General features: G+C 68.2%; 18 protein-coding genes. 9 read left to right on the forward strand and 9 right to left on the reverse strand.

All coding sequences use genetic code 11. The annotated features are described in order from the left end of the window. Positions 1–90 precede the first annotated feature (90 nt). Positions 91–939 (reverse strand): acyl-CoA thioesterase domain-containing protein, encoded by an 849-nt coding sequence (locus ABZZ22_RS25125; protein ID WP_354937610.1) that lies wholly within the window; start codon positions 937–939, stop codon positions 91–93. 134 nt (positions 940–1,073) lie between these two features. On the opposite strand from ABZZ22_RS25125, the gene ABZZ22_RS25130 reads away from it, so the two are divergent. The 6 genes from ABZZ22_RS25130 (at position 1,074) to ABZZ22_RS25155 (ending at position 6,851) form a co-directional block, all read left to right on the forward strand. Continuing rightward, on the forward strand, positions 1,074–2,456 hold the full coding sequence (locus tag ABZZ22_RS25130) for an NAD-dependent succinate-semialdehyde dehydrogenase (RefSeq protein ID WP_354937613.1): 1,383 nt from the start codon (positions 1,074–1,076) through the stop codon (positions 2,454–2,456). Positions 2,457–2,511: 55 nt separating this feature from the next. Next, positions 2,512–3,270, forward strand: a complete 759-nt coding sequence (locus ABZZ22_RS25135; protein ID WP_354937616.1) for an alpha/beta hydrolase — start codon at positions 2,512–2,514, stop codon at positions 3,268–3,270. A 330-nt stretch (positions 3,271–3,600) separates the two neighbouring features. Next, the gene (locus ABZZ22_RS25140) at positions 3,601–5,808 is read left to right on the forward strand and encodes a DEAD/DEAH box helicase (RefSeq protein ID WP_354937618.1); all 2,208 of its coding nucleotides are present in this window, start codon (positions 3,601–3,603) and stop codon (positions 5,806–5,808) included. An 83-nt stretch (positions 5,809–5,891) separates the two neighbouring features. Then, positions 5,892–6,032, forward strand: a complete 141-nt coding sequence (locus tag ABZZ22_RS25145) for a hypothetical protein (protein WP_354937621.1) — start codon at positions 5,892–5,894, stop codon at positions 6,030–6,032. A 110-nt stretch (positions 6,033–6,142) separates the two neighbouring features. Then, the gene (gene trxA / locus ABZZ22_RS25150; RefSeq protein ID WP_354937624.1) at positions 6,143–6,517 is read left to right on the forward strand and encodes a thioredoxin; all 375 of its coding nucleotides are present in this window, start codon (positions 6,143–6,145) and stop codon (positions 6,515–6,517) included. 43 nt (positions 6,518–6,560) lie between these two features. Further along, complete coding sequence (locus ABZZ22_RS25155; RefSeq protein ID WP_292646816.1) at positions 6,561–6,851, forward strand: chorismate mutase; 291 nt, start codon at positions 6,561–6,563, stop codon at positions 6,849–6,851. Positions 6,852–6,873: 22 nt separating this feature from the next. Here ABZZ22_RS25155 and ABZZ22_RS25160 read toward each other — a convergent pair whose 3' ends face one another. Next, complete coding sequence (locus ABZZ22_RS25160; RefSeq protein WP_354937627.1) at positions 6,874–8,115, reverse strand: FAD-binding protein; 1,242 nt, start codon at positions 8,113–8,115, stop codon at positions 6,874–6,876. Positions 8,116–8,194: 79 nt separating this feature from the next. Here ABZZ22_RS25160 and ABZZ22_RS25165 point away from each other — a divergent pair, with 79 nt between their 5' ends. Next, positions 8,195–8,383: a hypothetical protein gene (locus tag ABZZ22_RS25165; protein WP_354937630.1), complete on the forward strand. Its 189-nt coding sequence runs from the start codon at positions 8,195–8,197 to the stop codon at positions 8,381–8,383. Positions 8,384–8,406: 23 nt separating this feature from the next. On the opposite strand, the gene ABZZ22_RS25170 is transcribed toward ABZZ22_RS25165, so the two are convergent. The 7 genes from ABZZ22_RS25170 to ABZZ22_RS25200 form a co-directional block, all read right to left on the reverse strand. Further along, the gene (locus ABZZ22_RS25170) at positions 8,407–9,906 is read right to left on the reverse strand and encodes a CoA-acylating methylmalonate-semialdehyde dehydrogenase (RefSeq protein WP_354937633.1); all 1,500 of its coding nucleotides are present in this window, start codon (positions 9,904–9,906) and stop codon (positions 8,407–8,409) included. Positions 9,907–9,925: 19 nt separating this feature from the next. Beyond that, positions 9,926–11,278 carry an aspartate aminotransferase family protein gene (locus ABZZ22_RS25175; RefSeq protein ID WP_354937636.1) on the reverse strand — a complete coding sequence of 451 codons (1,353 nt, stop codon included), beginning with the start codon at positions 11,276–11,278 and terminating at the stop codon, positions 9,926–9,928. A 166-nt stretch (positions 11,279–11,444) separates the two neighbouring features. Next, positions 11,445–12,470, reverse strand: coding sequence for a TIGR03842 family LLM class F420-dependent oxidoreductase (locus ABZZ22_RS25180; protein WP_354937639.1), 1,026 nt, complete (start codon positions 12,468–12,470; stop codon positions 11,445–11,447). A gap of 4 nt (positions 12,471–12,474) precedes the next feature. Next, a complete protein-coding gene (hydA, locus tag ABZZ22_RS25185) occupies positions 12,475–13,905 on the reverse strand; it encodes a dihydropyrimidinase (RefSeq protein WP_354937642.1) in 1,431 nt (476 codons plus the stop codon). Positions 13,906–13,981: 76 nt separating this feature from the next. Further along, complete coding sequence (locus ABZZ22_RS25190) at positions 13,982–14,830, reverse strand: nitrilase-related carbon-nitrogen hydrolase (protein ID WP_354937645.1); 849 nt, start codon at positions 14,828–14,830, stop codon at positions 13,982–13,984. A gap of 98 nt (positions 14,831–14,928) precedes the next feature. Continuing rightward, complete coding sequence (locus ABZZ22_RS25195) at positions 14,929–15,228, reverse strand: hypothetical protein (protein ID WP_292652755.1); 300 nt, start codon at positions 15,226–15,228, stop codon at positions 14,929–14,931. Between the two features lie 199 nt (positions 15,229–15,427). Continuing rightward, entirely contained in the window at positions 15,428–15,829 is a 402-nt protein-coding gene (locus ABZZ22_RS25200) for an adenylyltransferase/cytidyltransferase family protein (RefSeq protein ID WP_292652756.1), read from the reverse strand. A 122-nt stretch (positions 15,830–15,951) separates the two neighbouring features. Here ABZZ22_RS25200 and ABZZ22_RS25205 point away from each other — a divergent pair, with 122 nt between their 5' ends. Together ABZZ22_RS25205 and ABZZ22_RS25210 are read left to right on the forward strand one after the other, a co-directional pair. After that, entirely contained in the window at positions 15,952–17,229 is a 1,278-nt protein-coding gene (locus ABZZ22_RS25205; RefSeq protein ID WP_354937650.1) for a DUF445 domain-containing protein, read from the forward strand. 17 nt (positions 17,230–17,246) lie between these two features. Next, entirely contained in the window at positions 17,247–17,501 is a 255-nt protein-coding gene (locus ABZZ22_RS25210; protein WP_354937653.1) for an RNA-binding S4 domain-containing protein, read from the forward strand. Positions 17,502–17,686 lie beyond the last annotated feature (185 nt).

Here is a 17,686-nt window from a genome sequence, read left to right on the forward strand (position 1 = left end):
GGCGGCCGCAGGCCGTCATCTCGACAAGCTCGATACATCGCCTTGACGCCGGGGCATGTCGCGTCTCGGCCGACGCGAGTGACGTCTCGGCTAGACGGGGGTGGCGGGTCCGCCTTCGACGGGAGCGGTGAAGTCGACGGTGCGCTTGGCGTTGGCCAGGGCGGTGACGGTGGCGGTGCCGATGGTGCCCTCGCGGTCGAAGACCTCGGCGGTGCCGACGGAGATGCCCTCGTGGGCGACGTGGTCGATGGTGGCGAGGCCGACCTCCATCCCAGCGGGGCGGCGGGCCAGGGCGAGCGAGATGTCGGTGTTGATCCACTCGACGCCGTTGCTGCCCCAGTTGGTGACCATCGAGGTGGCGTCGGCGATGGAGGCCACGGTCTGGAACGGAGTCATCGGCTCGTCGGCGACGGTCGGCACCGCGACCTGCCAGGTGACGTGGCGCCCGGCGTTCTGGTGACGGCCGAAGTCGTCGGACCAGGGGCTGTCGGAGACGAAGAAGGGTACGTGCGGCGCCGATGTCGGCGGCGCCACCTCCAGCGGCGGGGGAGCGGCGCGCTCCGTCGACGACCAGACCTCACCGGCGGGGTTCTCGCCGGCGAGCAGATAGGTGCACGTCGCGCGGGCCACGACTCGCTCCTCGCCGTCGCCGGTCGACTGGACCATCTCGGCATCGAGCAGCGCGATGCGGGGGCCGTTGCGTACGACGCTCGTCCGGATCCTCGTCGGCACCATCCGCGGGGGCCGGAACAGGTCGACGTGATAGCGCGCCGGCACCAGCTCGGTGGCGCGCCCGAGCTCCTCGATCTGGTCCTCGAGGCCACGGGCGATCAGGCCGCTGGCCGCGACTCCGTGCATGTGGTCGTCGGCCCACATGCTGCGAGCCATCGGTGTGGGCTCGAAGCCGTCGTCGGTGCGGCGGAAGAATGCGAGATCCATGCGGACCATTCTAGAACGTGTCCTAACTTCGGATTCAGTTGCGAAAACCGGGAAAAAGTAACGGTTCCGTCGTCGGATAGGGTCGAAAACCACGTACCATCGCACCAAAGCAGCCCCGATCGAAGAGGACGACGATGAGCACCACGCCTCCCTACCAGGTGACCGACCCCGCTACTGGCGAGGTGATCGAGACCTTCCCGTTCGCCACCGATGCTGAGGTGGAGGAGGCGATGGAGCGATCCAAGGAAGCGTACGCCGCCTGGCGCTCGACTCCGATCGAGGAGCGTTCCGCGATCGTGAAGCGCGCCGCCGACCTCTTCACCGAGCGCGCGGCGGAGCTCGGGAGGATCATCCGCACCGAGATGGGCAAGAAGAGCTCCTCGGGTGCGGGCGAGGCCGAGTTCTCCGGCGAGATCACCGCCTACTACGCCGACCACGGCCCCGAGCTGCTCGCCGAGACCGACCTGCCAGGACACGAGGGCAAGGCGGTCATCCAGCGCCTCCCGCTCGGCCCGGTGCTCGGGGTGATGCCGTGGAACTACCCCTATTACCAGGTCGCCCGCTTCGCCGCGCCGAACCTCGTCGCCGGCAACACCGTCATCCTCAAGCACGCCGAGAACTGCCCGCGCTCCTCGGCCGCGATCGCGAAGATCTTCGAGGAGGCCGGCCTTCCCGACGGCGTCTACCAGAACCTCTACGCCACCCATGAGCAGATCGCCACGATGATCGCCGACCCGAGGGTCCGGGCGGTCTCTCTGACCGGCTCCGAGCGCGCCGGCACGGCGGTCGCCGAGGCCGCCGGTCGCAACCTGAAGAAGGTCGTCCTCGAGCTCGGAGGCTCCGACCCCTACATCATCCTCGACTCCGACGACATCGACGAGGCCGCCGAGACCGCCTGGGCGACCCGGATGGAGAACGTCGGCCAAGTGTGCAACGGCAACAAGCGGATGATCGTGAACGAAGGCGTCTACGACGAGTTCGTCGCGGCCCTCACCAAGCGTGCCGCCGCGATGAAGCCGCTCGAGGGTGAGGACGGCGACGACACCGTCTACTCCCCGCTGGTGGCCCGCAAGGCGGCCGAGGCGCTGCGTGACCAGATCGAGGACGCGGTCTCCAAGGGAGCCACCCTCCACGCCGGCGGCGAGATCTCCGACGGGCCCGACGCGTTCTTCGCGCCGGCCGTCCTCACCGGGGTGACCCCGCAGATGCGCGCCTACACCGAGGAGCTCTTCGGTCCGGTCGCGGTGGTCTACAAGGTGAGCACGGACGAGGAGGCGGTCGACCTGGCCAACGCGGTGGAGTACGGCCTCGGCGGTGCGGTCTTCTCCACCGACGAGGCCCGCGCGATCGCCGTCGCCCAGCAGCTCGAGGTCGGCATGGCCAACGTCAACACCCCGGCCGGCGAAGGTGCCGACGTCCCCTTCGGCGGCACCAAGCGCTCCGGCTTCGGCCGCGAGCTCGGCCCGCTCGGGATCGACGAGTTCCTCAACAAGCGTCTCTTCTACGTCGAGCGCTGAGCTCACCGCGGCAGGCCTGCTCGCCCGCTCCGGATTCTCTGCGAGAATCCGGAGCGTGGCTGAGAAGGTGTCCTTCGCGAGCATGTCCGGGCCGATGCTGGCCGGTCTCATCGACCTGCCTGAGGGGGAGGTGCGTGGCTGGGGTGTGTTCAGCCACGGCTTCACCCTCGGGAAGGACTCTCCGGCTGCCGCGCGGATCTGCAAGCAGCTCGCCGCCGAGGGCATCGGGATGCTGCGCTTCGACAACCTCGGACTCGGCGACTCCGAAGGCGACTGGGGTGACGGCTCGTTCACCCACAAGGTCGCCGACACCGTCGAGGCCACTCGCTTCATGGCCGATCGCGGCACCCCGGCCGAGCTGCTCGTCGGCCACTCCTTCGGCGGCGCGGCGGTCCTGGCCGCGGCCGGCGAGGCCTTCGGTGTCGACGCCGTGGTCACCGTCGGTGCCCCGTTCCAGCCGGCGCACGTCGAGCACAACTACGACGCCGTGCTCTCCAGGGTGCTCGAAGAGGGCCAGTCGCCGTGGATGGCCGGCGGCAAGCTGCTGACCCTTCGTGAGCACTTCGTCCACGACGTACGCCGCGCCGACCTGCGCCACAAGATCATGCAGCTCAAGAAGCCGCTCCTGGTCATGCACAGCCCCACCGACAACACGGTGGGCATCGAGAACGCCTCCGACATCTTCAACACCGCCCGCCATCCGCGCTCCTTCGTGGCGCTGGAGGGCTCTGACCACCTCCTCACCAGAAAGGGCCAGGCCAGGCGTGCCGCCCGGATCATCTCGGCCTGGGCGGACCAGTACCTGGCGGACTGAGCCGGGGGCACACGAGTTCAGCCGGGCTCATCCGAAGCCTGCCTGAGGCCGATGTTTGATCAATTGACAGAAAACGCGGAACGAGACTTCCGCTAACGGGTGTGGGTGGGGTTACACTCGCTGCAAGCGCCCGGCTCGTGGACGTTCGTCGTGGGGACCGAACGAGTCACTGGCCCGGTCGATGAGGCGCCGATCGCACGTACCCGCTGTTTTGTCTGCGGTCGTCAGTCGTCTGCCATCGATCTGCGTGAGCCCTGGGAGGGCGACCGGCCGATGAGGGTCGGTATCTGGACATGCCACTCACCCGTGCGTGGCCCAAGGAGGATTCAGTTGGCTCAGGGAGCCGCTACCCGGCGCAACAACCGGTCCGGCCGTTCGCGAAGCAACGGCAACGCCGGCAAGTCCGGGCAGAACGGTCGCCGCAAGGGCGTCCACAAGGACAACGAGGGCATCATTCCGGTGCTCGCTCAGGTCGTCCGCGAGGTGGAGTCGGCCGTGCAGCGCCGCTCGGCCATGCCCGATGTGCGCACCAAGTTCCAGGTCGTCGCGCTCCTTGCCCGAGACGAGCGCCACCGCGTGCTCGAGGACGAGACCCTCAACGAGGGACGCCGCGCCGAGCAGCTCAAGCGCCTGGACGGGATCGCCACGATTCTCGCGAAGACCGCGACCATGGACTCGCGCCTGTTCGAGCTCCTCGCCGAGGACGCCGACATCTCCGATGCCGCCGTCGACCTCAAGCACGAGCTGATGGCCCGCGGCGGCGTCGACGTGCCCGAGGACGAAGAGGACGACGAAGACGAGACTCCTGCTGTCGCGGTGCCCGACAAGCGGGTGATCCCGACGAGCGTCATCCAGCGCCAGCTCTCCAACCCCTTCCTGGTGCCCGACTTCACCAACGCCCGTCCGCCGGTGCATGCGCGCCGCCTCTCCGGCTGGGAGCTGCTCGGACCGCTGTTCCGAAGCTTCGAGTACGCCGACTCCGGCCCCTCCTGCATGCCGCTGCCGGAGCCCCCTGCCTTTGGCCCCGGCCACATCGACGCGCCGGGGACCCGCGAGCTCATGCACCACCAAGCGCAGCTGGTCGCATCGGCCGCCGAGGGACACCGTTCCTACCTGCTGGCCGACGAGCCCGGTCTTGGCAAGACCGCCCAGGCCCTGCTCGCCGCGGAGGCGGCCGACGCCTACCCGCTGCTCGTCGTCGTACCCAACGTCGTCAAGGCCAACTGGGCCCGTGAGGTCGACCTCTGGACGCCGTCCAAGAAGGCGACGGTCGTGCACGGCAACGGCGAGGACATCGACGGCTTCGCCGACATCATCGTGGTCAACTACGAGATCCTCGACCGCCACGTCGGCTGGCTCGGCGAGTTCGGCTTCAAGGGCATGGTCGTCGACGAGGCCCACTTCATCAAGAACAAGTCCTCCCAGCGTTCCCAGCACGTGCTGGCTCTCTCCGAGAAGATCCGGCAGCGGGCGGCCAACCCGCTGTTGATGGCGCTGACCGGCACCCCGCTGATCAACGACATCGAGGACTTCCGGGCGATCTGGCAGTTCCTCGGCTGGATCGACGACGTCATGCCGCAGGGCGGTCTGCTCGAGGGTCTCGAGGAGACCGGCCTGACCCCTCAGGACAACAGCTTCTACGGTGCTGCCCGTCGTGTCGTGGTCAACCAGGGCATCGTGCGGCGCCGCAAGATCGACGTCGCCAGCGACATCCCCGCCAGGCGAGTCGCCGACCTTCCGGTCGAGCTCGACGACGCCGAGGGCCGCTCGATCCGGGCGGCCGAGGCCGAGCTGGCCAAGCGGATGATGAAGCGGTACGACACCGCCATCGAGACCCGGGTGACCGGCTCCAAGCCGGCGGCTGGCGAGCTCGACCTCGAGCTGATCCGTCGCGTGGCCGCGTGGGAGCGTGAGGACCAGGACGCCTCGACCGGCGAGAACGTCTTCGGCATGATGCGCCGCATCGGCAAGGCGAAGGCCAGCCTGGCCGCCGACTACGCCGCTCAGCTGGCCCGCAACGTCGGCAAGGTCGTCTTCTTCGCCAAGCACATCGAGGTCATGGACACCGCGCAGAAGCTCTTCGAGGAGCGCGGCATCCGCTACTCCACGATTCGTGGAGACCAGACCTCGAAGGCGCGCGAGAAGGCCATCGACGACTTCATGAACGACCCCGAGGTCAAGGTCATCGTCTGCTCGCTCACCGCCGCCGGTGTCGGCGTCAACCTGCAGGCCGCCTCGAACCTGATCCTGGCCGAGCTCTCCTGGACCGACGCCGAGCAGACCCAGGCGATCGACCGCGTCCACCGCATCGGCCAGACCGAGCCGGTCACCGCCTGGCGCATCATCGCCTCGCAGACCATCGACACCCGGGTCGCCGAGCTGATCGACTCCAAGGCCGGCCTCGCGGCCCGTGCTCTCGATGGTTCCGACGAGGAGATCACCGACTCCGCCGACATCCAGCTCGAGGCCCTGGTCTCGCTGCTCACCGATGCCCTCCGCAAGCGGGAGTCCGGCCGCCGGAGCCGTCGCACCGCCTGATCCGGGTCCTGGGCCTCACTCGGGCGCCATCTCAGGGAGAATCCTGAGGTGGCGCCTGGGTGCTCCGGCGTAGGCTTGGTCACATGTTCTGGATCATTCTTCTCCTCATCGCGGCGGCCGTTGGTGGATACGTCTTCCGAGTGCCGATCGTCGCCAAGCTGACCGGTCAGCCACGCAGCCGCATCGAGCGTCAGATCGGGCCGAAGAACAAGCGCTTCCCGTGACCTGACCAGCCCTGATCCCCGCGGGGAATCCCCAGCAGCCCGCATGCGTTGAGGCGTACGTGCCCGCCGACCCGGCGCGCACGTGACTCCAGAACGGAAGTGAGACCCCCATGCCCACCGTCGAGCTCGGCGCAGAGAACTTCGAAAGCACCGTCACCGACAACGAGATCGTCCTCGTCGACTTCTGGGCGTCCTGGTGCGGCCCGTGCCGCCAGTTCGCACCCGTCTACGACGCCGCCTCCGCAGAGCACCCTGAGATCGTCTTCGGCAAGGTCGACACCGAGGCCGAGCAGGCGCTCGCCGGCGCCGCCAACATCACCTCGATCCCGACGCTGATGGCCTTCAAGAAGGGCAACCTGGTCTTCTCCCAGCCCGGTGCGCTCCCGGCGCCCGCGCTGAAGCAGGTCATCGACGCAGTCGTCGAGCTCGACGTCGACAAGGCGCTCGCCGAGCAGTCCGGGGAGTCTGCGGAGTCCGGCGAGTAAGACCAAGCGGCGCCGCCCGACTCACATCAGGTTTGATAGCGCTGTGACCGAAGACGCCCACGACGAGCTCCTGCGCCTGCGCGGCAGCATCGACAACCTCGACGCCGCCCTTGTCCACCTTCTCGCCGAGCGCTTCAAGTGCACCGAGCAGGTCGGTCGGCTGAAGGCGCGCGCCGGATTCCCGCCTGCCGACCCCAATCGCGAGGCGGTCCAGATCGAGCGGCTCCGGAAGCTCTCCGACGATGCCGGTCTAGACCCCGAGTTCGCCGAGAAGATCCTCAACGTGATCATCGCCGAGGTGATCCGCAACCACCGGCAGTTCGTCGAGGACTGAGCGGCGGACCACCCCGGCCGAGTCAGCCGATCACCCGGTCCAGCCAGGCGTTCCAGAACCGGCGGTCCGGGTCGAAGCGGCGTACGAGCTCCTTGAAGTCCTCCCAGCGCGGGAAAGCGGCGCCGGGGTCCGCGGTGGCGAAGAGCTTGCCCCAGTGTGGCCGGGTGTCTGCCGGGAGCCGCTGCTCCAGGTCGGGCAGGAGTTCGCGTACGCCGACGGGGTCGGCGTTCCAGGTGAAGTGGAGCGCCAGGACGTCGGTGCCGTAGGCGGGGGAGAGCCAGCGGTCGTCGGCGGCGACGGCGCGGATCTCGCTCACCTGCAGCAGCGGCCGGACGCGGCCGGCGAGCGACCGGACGGCGTCGAGCGCCTCCTGGGCGCGTTCGATCGGCACCAGGTATTCGCTCTGCAGCTCTGCCCCTACGCTCGGCTGGAAGTCGAGCCGGAAGTGGGGCAGCCGCTCGTGCCACGGCCCAGGTGCGCCGAGCTGCTCGGTGCAGGGTGCGGGGTCCAGGCCGGGGACCACATGGCGCGGTTCGCTCGCGAGCACCGTCGCGGGGATCTCCGGAGCCGTTGAGAGCGACTTCGCCCAGACGCGGCCCACGGACCCGTCCGGCTCGTCGGTCCAACGGGTGAAGATCGACACCGAATAGGCCGCGCCGAGGATGTCGACGAGGTTTTCTCGCAGGTCAGCGTAGGTGAGACCTTCGTGGACCGTCTGCGCGATCTGGTAGGTCGCAGAGGTCAGCAGCTCGAGATGCGTCACGATCCCCAGGGCGCCGAGGCCGACCACGGCCCCGGCGAAATCGGGCGAGCCGGCCTCCAGGCGCACCAGGTCGCCCCGGCCGTCGACGATCTCGAGCGCGGTCACCGAGGTGGCCAGCGATCCGTTGCGGACTCCGGACCCGTGGGTGCCGGTGGCGACCGCGCCGGCGACCGAGATGTGGGGGAGCGAGGCGAGATTGGGCAGCGCCCGACCGCGCTCCTGCAGCCATGCGGTGAGCTCGCCGTAGCGCATCCCGCCCGGCACTCGGACGATGTCCCCGGCCAGGACCGGTGACCCCTCCAGGCCGTCGAGAGACACCAGCACGCCCGGGCTGTCAGCGAGATCGGTGAAGGAGTGTCGAGAACCCAGCGCGCGCAGCCGTGGCTCGCGCAGCACGAGGTGGCGTACGTCATCCACGGAACGTGGTCGCACGAGCTCGCGCGCGGTGTAGTCATAGCTGCGAGCCCACGTCGATCCGCAGGCCTCGGGGAGGGAAGGCATGCGACGGATCGTAGCGATGACACGCCCTTGTGGTCGGTGGTCTACTGGAGTTCGAGAACGTCGATCTGAGTGAGGGTAGATGAGCGAGCACGCAGCAGAGGCAGATCTCGAGGAGCAGGCGACCGCCGTCGTCACGGAGACCGTCGACGAGGAGGCGCCACTGGACGCCGAGGAGACGGTCTCCTCGACGCCGGACGACGTCGACGAGGCCGACTACGCCGAGCAGAAGCTCGACGCGGGCAGCCCCGACGACGACTACTGGGCCTAGGCCATGTCTTTTCCGGACACAGCCTAGGAGTTCTGCGGGAATCCCAGGTTGATCCCGCCGTGGGAGGGGTCGAGCCACCGGGTGGTGACCGCCTTCTCGCGGGTGAAGAAGTCCAGCCCGGCGGGGCCGTACGCCTTCGCGTCCCCGAACAGCGACGACTTCCAGCCGCCGAAGGAGTGGTAGGCGACAGGCACCGGGATCGGCACGTTCACGCCGACCATCCCGACCTGCACCTCCCGCTGGAACCGGCGGGCGGCGCCGCCGTCGTTGGTGAAGATCGCGGTGCCGTTGCCGTACTGCCCGGAGTTGATCAGCTCCAGGCCCTCCTCGTAGCCGGAGACGCGGACGACCGAGAGCACGGGACCGAAGATCTCCTCGGTGTAGACCGTCGACGTGGTCGGCACCCGGTCGACCAGCGTCGGCCCGACCCAGAAGCCGTTGGGATCTCCGTCCACCGCGATGCCGCGCCCGTCGACGACGACCTCGGCCCCGTCGGCAGCGGCGACGTCCACATAGCTCGCCACCTTGTCGCGGTGGGCGGCCGTGATCAGCGGGCCCATGTCGGTGCCCCGGGTGCCGTCGCCGATCTTGAGGGTGGCCATCCGTGAGGTGATCTTCGAGATCAGCGAGTCGGCCACCGAGTCGACCGCGAGCACCACCGAGATCGCCATGCACCGCTCGCCGGCCGACCCGAAGCCCGCGTTGACCGCCGAGTCGGCGACCAGGTCGAGGTCGGCGTCGGGGAGCACCAGCATGTGGTTCTTGGCGCCTCCGAGGGCCTGGACCCGCTTGCCGGCGGCGGTGCCGCGCTCGTAGACGTAGCGGGCGACCGGGGTGGAGCCGACGAAGGAGATCGAGGCGACGTCGGGGTTGTCGAGGAGGGCGTCGACCGCCTCCTTGTCGCCGTGGACGACGTTGAAGACCCCGTCGGGGAGGCCGGCCTCGGCCCACAGTTCCGCGATCCAGTTCGACGCGGTCGGGTCCTTCTCCGAGGGCTTGATCACGACCGCGTTGCCGGCCGCGATCGCAATCGGGAAGAACCACATCGGCACCATGGCGGGGAAGTTGAACGGGCTGATGATGCCCACCACGCCGAGCGGCTGCTTGAGGGTGGTCACGTCCACGCCGGAGGAGACCTGCTCGGAGACCGTGCCCTTGAGCAGGTGGGAGAGGCCGCAGGCGAACTCCACGACCTCGAGCCCGCGGGCGATCTCGCCGGCGGCGTCGGAGAGCACCTTGCCGTGCTCGGCGGTCAGGATCTCGGCCAGCTCGCCCTTGCGGGCGTTGAGCAGCTCGCGGAACTTGAAGAGCACGGCCGTACGCCGTGTGAGCGAGGCCTCGCTCCACTCCGCGAACGCCTTCTTGGCCGCCGAGACGGCGGTGTCGACGTCGGCGCCCGCGGCGAAGCGTACGCGCTTCTGGACGGTGCCGAGCGCGGGGTTGTAGATGTCGCCCAGACGGCTGCCGGTGCCGGGGTTGGTGGCCCCGCCGATCCAGTGGTCGAGGATGGGGAGATCGGTCATGTCATGCGTCCTTTGCGGGTTACAGCGAGCCGAGCACGTCGTCGTAGATCGAGATCGCCTCGGCGACCTCGTCGGGGGTGACGACGCACGGAGGCACCACGTGGATGCGGTTCTCCATGGTGAACGGGATCAGGTTGCGGGCGATGAGCTCGGACTTGATCCGGCCCATCGCAGCGGCCGGCAGCGGCTCCCGGGTCTCGCGGTCGGTGACGAGCTCGAGGGCCCAGAAGACGCCGGTGCCGCGTACCTCTCCGATCACCGGGTGCTTCTCGGCCAGCGCGGCGAGGCCCGGAGCGATGTGGTCGGTGCCGATGGTCGCGGCGTTGTCGACGATGCCCTCCTCGTTCATCGCCTCGATGGTCGCCACGATCGATGCCATCGCGAGGGGGTGGCCGGAGTAGGTGAGGCCGCCGGGGAAGACCTGGTCGTCGAAGGTCGCCGCGATCGGGTCGGAGATGATCACGCCACCGGCCGGTACGTAGCCGGAGTTGACGCCCTTGGCGAAGGTGATCAGGTCGGGGACGACGTCGTAGGCGTCCAGGGCGAGCCACTCGCCGGTGCGGCCGAAGCCGGCCATCACCTCGTCGAGGATGAGCATGATCCCGAACTCGTCGGCCAGCGCCCTGACCCCGGGGAGGTAACCCGGCGGCGGGATCATGATCCCGGCCGTGCCGGGGATGGTCTCGAGCAGGATCGCCGCGATCGAGCCCGGTCCCTCTGCCTCGATGACCCGGCGCAGGTGGTGAAGCGCGCGCTCGGCCTCCTGCTCGGGGGTGGTCGCCCAGAAGTCGGAGCGGTAGAGGTAGGGGCCGAAGAAGTGCACGTGGCCATGGGCGTACTCGTTCGGGATCCGCCGCCAGTCACCGGTCGCGACGATCGCCGCGCCGGTGTTGCCGTGGTAGGAGCGGTAGGTCGAGAGCACCTTGTCACGACCGGTGTGGATGCGGGCCATCCGGATGGCGTTCTCGACCGCGTCGGCGCCGGCGTTGGTGAAGAAGACCTTGTTGAAGCCCACCGGAGCGATGTCGGTGATCCGCTCGGCGGCCTCTCCACGAGCGAGGTTGGCCGCCGTCGGCGCCACCGTGGTCAGCGTCTCGGCCTGCTTCTTGATCGCCTCCACCACTCGGGGGTGCTGGTGGCCGATGTTGGTGTTGACCAGCTGGGATGAGAAGTCCAGGTACGTCCGCCCCGAGTGGTCCCACACCCGCGATCCCTGCCCGCCGGCGATGACCAGCGGCTTCAGGGAGGCCTGGGCGGACCAGGAGTGGAAGACGTGGGAGCGGTCGAGGTCGTAGGCGCGAGCGTCGAGGGCCGACGCGGTGGGAGCGGGCTCCGTGGTGGGCGCGCTCGTGCTTGTCTCGGTGCTGGTCAAAGCTGTCCCCTGGGGTGCGTGACGGACATGGATCTGACTCCTCACTCTACGCCCGGAGCAGCGAAGACGTCGTCGAATGTTGATGCTGATTACGACGGTATATCAGGGGTGGGGCTACGTTTTCGATACATTAATGCCACCATCGCAACGAAATCACGCGCCGGTCTCAAAATTTGGCGACCGCCGGGAGGTTGACGCGCGGGATCACCAGCTCGCCGTACGCCGCCAGGGTCTGGTCCATCGCGTCGTGCTGCAGATAGATGGCGAACTGGTCGACGCCGAGACTCTTGAGCTGCTCGAGCTTGGCGACCTGCTGCTCGACCGGGCCGAGGATGCAGAACCGGTCGACGATCTCGTCGGGCACGAAGTCGGTGTGGGTGTTCCCGGCTTGTCCGTGCTCGTTGTAGTCGTAGCCCTGGCGGTCCGTTATGTAGTCGGTGAGCGCCTGTGGGACCGCACCGCTCCCGTACTTGGCGACGATGTCGGCGACGTGGTTGCCGACCATCCCGCCGAACCACCGGCACTGCTCCCGAGCGTGCGCCAGCGCCTCGGGTGACCCGTCGGTGACGTACGCAGGTGCGGCCACGCAGAACGTCAGCGACTCCGGGTCGCGGCCGACGTCGGTGGCGGCCTTCTTGACCGCCCCGATCATCCACTCGGTGATGTCGGGGTCGGCCAGCTGCAGGATGAACCCGTCTCCGACCTCGCCGGCGGCCTTCAGTGCGAGCGGGCCGTACGCCGCGATCCACACCTCCAGCTCGGAGCGCTTCGCCCAGGGGAACTGCAGGGTGGTGCCGTTGACCTCGACCGGGCGCCGGTTGGCGAGCTCGCGGATCACCCGGGTCGCCTCGCGCATCTCCCGGATCGTCGAGGGCTTCCCGTTCAGCACCCGCACCGCCGAGTCGCCACGACCCATCCCGCACACGGTGCGGTTGCCGTACATCTCGTTCAGGGTCGCGAAGACGGACGCGGTCACCGTCCAGTCGCGCGTGGCTGGGTTGGTGACGAACGGACCGACCTTGATCGTGCGGGTCTCGGCGAGGATCTGGCTGTAGATGACGTACGGCTCCATCCACAGCAGGTGGCTGTCGAACGTCCAGACGTGGTCGAAGCCGTACGCCTCGGCCCGCTTCGCCAGGTCGACGACCCGCCAGACAGGCGGGTTGGTCTGGAGGACGACACCGAAGTCCATGCCGTCACACCAGGTACTGGGAGAGGTCGCGCTTGAGGTAGCTGCCGTGGCCCTTGGCGCCCTTGAACTCCCCGTCGGCCACGACGACGGACCCGCGGGAGAGCACCACGTCGACGTGTCCGTCGATCTCGTAGCCCTGCCAGGCGGAGTGATCCATGTTCATGTGATGGGTTCTGCCCTCCCCGACGCCGATGGAGGTGTGCCCGGCGGGGTCGTAGACGACGATGTCGGCGTCCGCGCCCGGCGCGATGACGCCCTTGCGGCCGTAGAGCCCGAACATCCTCGCCGGCGTGGTCGCGATCAGCTCCACCCACCGTTCGAGGGTGATCTGGCCGGTCACCACCCCCTGGTAGAGCAGGTCGACGCGGTGCTCGATCGACCCGATCCCGTTCGGGATCGCCCGGAAGTCGTCCTTGCCGAGCTCCTTCTGCTCCTTCATGCAGAAGGGGCAGTGGTCGGTGGAGACCATCTGCAGGTCGTTGGTGCGCAGGGCCTGCCACATCGCGTCCTGGTGGCCCTCCTCGCGCGAGCGCAGCGGCGTCGAGCAGACCCACTTGGCGCCCTCGAAGTCGCCCCACTCCTCCGACCTCGCGCCGAGCTGGTCCTCGAGGGAGAGGTAGAGATACTGCGGGCAGGTCTCGCCGAACACGTTCTTCCCGTGGTCGCGGGCCGCGGCCAGTTGCGCGACGGCCTGCTTCGCGCTGACGTGCACGACGTAGAGCGGCGCTCCGGTCACGTCGGCGAGCATGATCGCCCTGTGGGTGGCCTCCTCCTCCATCTGCCAGGCACGTGCGATGCCGTGGTAGTAGGGAGAGGTCTTGCCGGACTCGGCCAGCTGCGCGGCGAGCACGTCGATCGCCGGCCCGTTCTCGGCGTGCATCATGGTCAGCAGCCCGTGGTCGGTCGCCTTCTGCATCGCCCGCAGCACCTGCGCGTCGTCGGAGTAGAAGACACCTGGATAGGCCATGAACAGCTTGTAGGAGGTGATCCCCTCGTCCACGAGCGAGTCCATCGCCTTGAGCGCGTCGTCATCGACCCCGCCGACGATCTGGTGGAACCCGTAGTCGATCGCACAGTTGCCGGCGGCCAGCTCGTGCCAGCGCGCCAACCCGTCCTGTACGCGTTCGCCGTAGCGCTGCACCGCGAAGTCGATGATCGTGGTGGTGCCGCCCCAGGCCGCGGCCCGGGTGCCGGTCTCGAAGGTGTCGCTGGCGTTGGTCCCGCCGAACGGCAGCTGCATGTGGGTGTGGGCGTCGACGCCGCCGGGGATGACGTACTTCCCGGTCGCGTCGATGGTCAGGTCGGCCTCGATCGTCCCCAGCGGAGTCCTCCCGGGGGAGACGAGCGCGACGATCTTCTCGCCGTCCACCAGCACGTCAGCGGTGGTGCGGCCGGTCGATGAAACGACCGTCCCGCCTTTGATGAGCGTGATCACGGGGTGCTCCTTCTCTCCGCTGGTCGAGCCGCCGGAGCCGCTGGGCGGAGGCGTGTCGAGACCAACACGGTCGCGTTCAAGGTCGAGGGATGGCCGTATACGTATCCGGCCGTCGGTCGCGATAGAACTGCCAGTCGTCGCGCATCTCCTGGACCATGTTCATGTCCAGGTCGCGTACGAGCAGCTCCTCCTTCTCGCCCGAGCCGAGCTCGCCCACGTAGTTGCCGCGGGGGTCCACGATCTGCGACATCCCGTAGAAGTCGACGGCCTCGGCGCCGTACTCGTTGTCCTCCAGGCCGACCCGGTTGGGCGCGAGCACGAAGTAGCCGTTGGCGACCGCGGCAGCGGGCTGCTCGACCTCCCACAGCCGGTTGGAGAGTCCGGGCTTGGTGGCGTTGGGGTTGAAGACCATGTGGGCACCGTTGAGGCCGAGCTCGCGCCAGCCCTCGGGGAAGTGGCGGTCGTAGCAGATGTACATCCCCACCTTGCCGACCGCCGACTCGAAGACCGGGTAGCCCAGGTTGCCGGGGCGGAAGTAGAACTTCTCCCAGAACTTCTCCACGTGGGGCAGGTGGTTCTTCCGGTACTTGCCGAGGATCGTGCCGTCGGCGTCGACGAGCACGGCGGTGTTGTAGTAGACCCCGACCTCCGCCTCCTCGTAGATCGGCAGCACCATCACGATGCCCAGTTCCTTGGCCAGGCTCGCGAAGCGCTGCACTATGGCGCCGTCGGCAGGCTCGGCGTAGCGGTAGTACTTCTTGTCCTGGGTGATCCCGAAGTAGGGCCCGTAGAAGAGCTCCTGGAAGCACATCACCTGGGCGCCCTGTGCGGCGGCCTCACGCGCGAAGCCCTCATGCTTGTCCAGCATGGAGGCCTTGTCCCCGGTCCAGGTGGTCTGGCTGATTGCGGCTCTGACGATGCTCATGCAACTACCTCCCCCTAAATAGAAGCACGCCGCTGCGGCCCTTGGGGCCACAGCGGCGCTTTTGCCTGAAACGAGGCGGTGCTTGAAACTCTTCTGCTCTAGGGGGCCGTCGCCGGATGACGAACGACCACGTGCTCCACGGCCTTGGCGAGCTCCTCGCGGAGCTCGGGCGCGAGCTGGGGACAGTCGAGGGAGAGGAACAGCTCCATCGCCGAGCGGGTCGCGCGGGCACGTTCGCCGGGCGAGCGTTCGGGAAGGGTCGGCGCGATCTCGGCGAGGTGGGCGCTGGTCTCGACCACGGTGTTGCAGTCGTGCGGCGTGAGCGGGGCGCGGGCCTCCCGGCCGGCGCGGACGAGGACGCTGAGAACCTCCACCTTGGCGGCGGTGGTCAGTGACATCGCGCTCCTCGATGAGTCGAACAGATGCGACCCCACACCGTCCGCGTTGTGCGACAACATGTATCTCCTCGGTGGGACGTGTGCCTCCCCCAGAGGCACTCTCGTCCACTCCAACGAGCGGGGGAAGAGATCGGTGACGCCCTTGGGTGGTTTGTAACCCACCTGTGGGCCAACCCGTGAGTAGCCGACAGGTATGCGCTCAGGTCGTGGAGATCTTCTCGATCAGCGCGGTGGTCGAGATCGCCGGCGTACGCGGCAGGTAGACGACCTCGCAGATGTCCTTGAACTCGTCGAAGCGCCCCACCCAGTCATCGCCCATGACCAGGACATCGGCCTGGTGCTTGAGCAGGTAGTCGCGCTTGAGCTCGAGGCTCTCCTCGAGGAAGACCTCGTCGACCGGCTTCAGTGCGGAGACGATCGCCAGCCGCTCGTCCTCGCTGAAGACGGGGTAGCGGCTCTTCTTCTTGAAGTTGAGGGCGTCGGCCGAGACTCCGACCACCAGCCGGTCGCCGTATTCAGCCGCGCGCTGGACGATGCGCAGGTGTCCGACGTGGAAGACGTCGAAGGTGCCGAAGGTCAAGACCGTGCGGGGGACAGACATGCCCACCAATGCTGCCATATATGGACACCGTTTGTTCAACTGGCGTTCTACAATACGCCTCCTTCCGGGTGCCTCAGTGCGTCGATGCGCACCACGTGGTGCGACCCGGCACAATTGAGCCCATGAGTTCTCCTGGGGGCGTCGGGATCGGCGGTCTGATGGCCGAGACCGAGGCCGATGTCGTACGCCGCCAGGCACTGCGCCGGATGCGCATCGTCGCCACCGGGCTTTTGGTCGTGGCTGCCATCGTCTATCTGCTGACCATGGGGATGCACGGGTTCTGGGGGTTCGTGAATGCCGGTGCCGAGGCCTCCATGGTCGGCGCGATCGCCGACTGGTTCGCGGTCACCGCGCTGTTCCGCCACCCGCTGGGGTTGCCGGTGCCGCACACCGCCCTCATCCCGAAGCGGAAGGACGAGCTCGGCGCCAGCCTCGAGGAGTTCGTCCAGGACAACTTCCTGCAGGAGGAGACCATCCGCGAACGGCTCGGCGTCGCGATGCCGTCGCTGCGGCTCGCGCTGTGGCTCTCGGAGGAGCCCAACGCCAAGCGGGTCGTCGACGAGGTCTCCACCGTGGTCGCCGACGGGTTGTCCCGGATCAGCAACCGGCACATCGTCGAGATCATCCAGGACGGGTTCGTACCCCGCCTGCGCGAAGAGCAGATCGCGCCGCTTCTAGGCGGCACGCTGCAGGCGGCGCTGGACGACGGCGTACATCACGGCTTGGTCGACCTGGCGCTGGTCGAGCTGCACGGCTGGCTCGAGGAGAACGAGGAGATCGTCACCGAGGTGCTCGGTGAGCGGGCGCCCTGGTGGACGCCGCAGGTGCTGCGCGAGCCCGTGACCGCCCGTATCCACGTCGAGCTGGTCCGCTGGATCGCCGACATCCGCGACGACCCCGAGCACCGAGCCCGCAAGGCGATCGACGCCATGCTCGCCGACCTCGCCGACAACCTGCAGCACGACCAGGCGACCATGGAGCGTGCCGAGCGGCTCAAGGAGCGCGTCCTCGAACATCCGGGTGTCATCAACACCGCCATCTCCATCTGGGACGCACTGCGCCGCGCGCTGACCTCCTCGCTGCGTGACCCCGAAGGTGTCGTTCGCCTCCGCGCCCTCGACGAGGTCATCCGCTACGCCCAGAAGGTCGTCCTCGACGAGACGCTGCAGCGCCGCTACGACGCGCTCGCCTCCGATGTGGCCGTCTACGTCGTCCAGCGCTACGGCCGCGAGGCGACCACCGTCATCACCCACACGATCCAGCGCTGGGACGGCAAGCAGGCCGCTCGCCGCATCGAGCTCTTCGTCGGCCGGGACCTGCAGTTCATCCGTATCAACGGCACCATCGTCGGCGGCCTCGTCGGCGTCCTCATCCACACCGTCGCGGTCCTGATGGAGTGATGGGGGAGGATGGGCACGTGAGTGAGCATCAGAGCGAACCCTTCGACGTACCCATCTCCGACGAGATCATCAGGCTCGGTCAGTTCCTGAAGCTGGCCAACCTGGTCGAGGCCGGCTCCGAGGCGCGCCCGGCGATCACCGCCGGCGAGGTGAAGGTCAATGGCGAGATCGAGCTCCGCCGTGGCCGCCAGCTCCGTATCGGCGACGTCGTGGAGTACGCCGGCCAGGCCGCCCGAGTCTCCGACGAGGCCGACTTCGACGTCCCCTGGTGATTCCCGCCGAATCTGCACTTCTGGCGAGCCGAATCTGTAGTTTCGGAGGCCGAAAAGTGAGTTGTGGGCGACGAAACTAGAGTTTCGTCGCCGCGATGGCGAGCACGACGACCGAGCTGCTGAGGAACGCCACGGTCATCGCGACCGCGTCGAGAGCCCCGGCGCCCATCAACGTACGCCGCTCG

The sequence above is a fragment of the Nocardioides sp. NPDC006273 genome (genome assembly GCF_040613495.1).
Lineage (GTDB): Bacteria > Actinomycetota > Actinomycetes > Propionibacteriales > Nocardioidaceae > Nocardioides.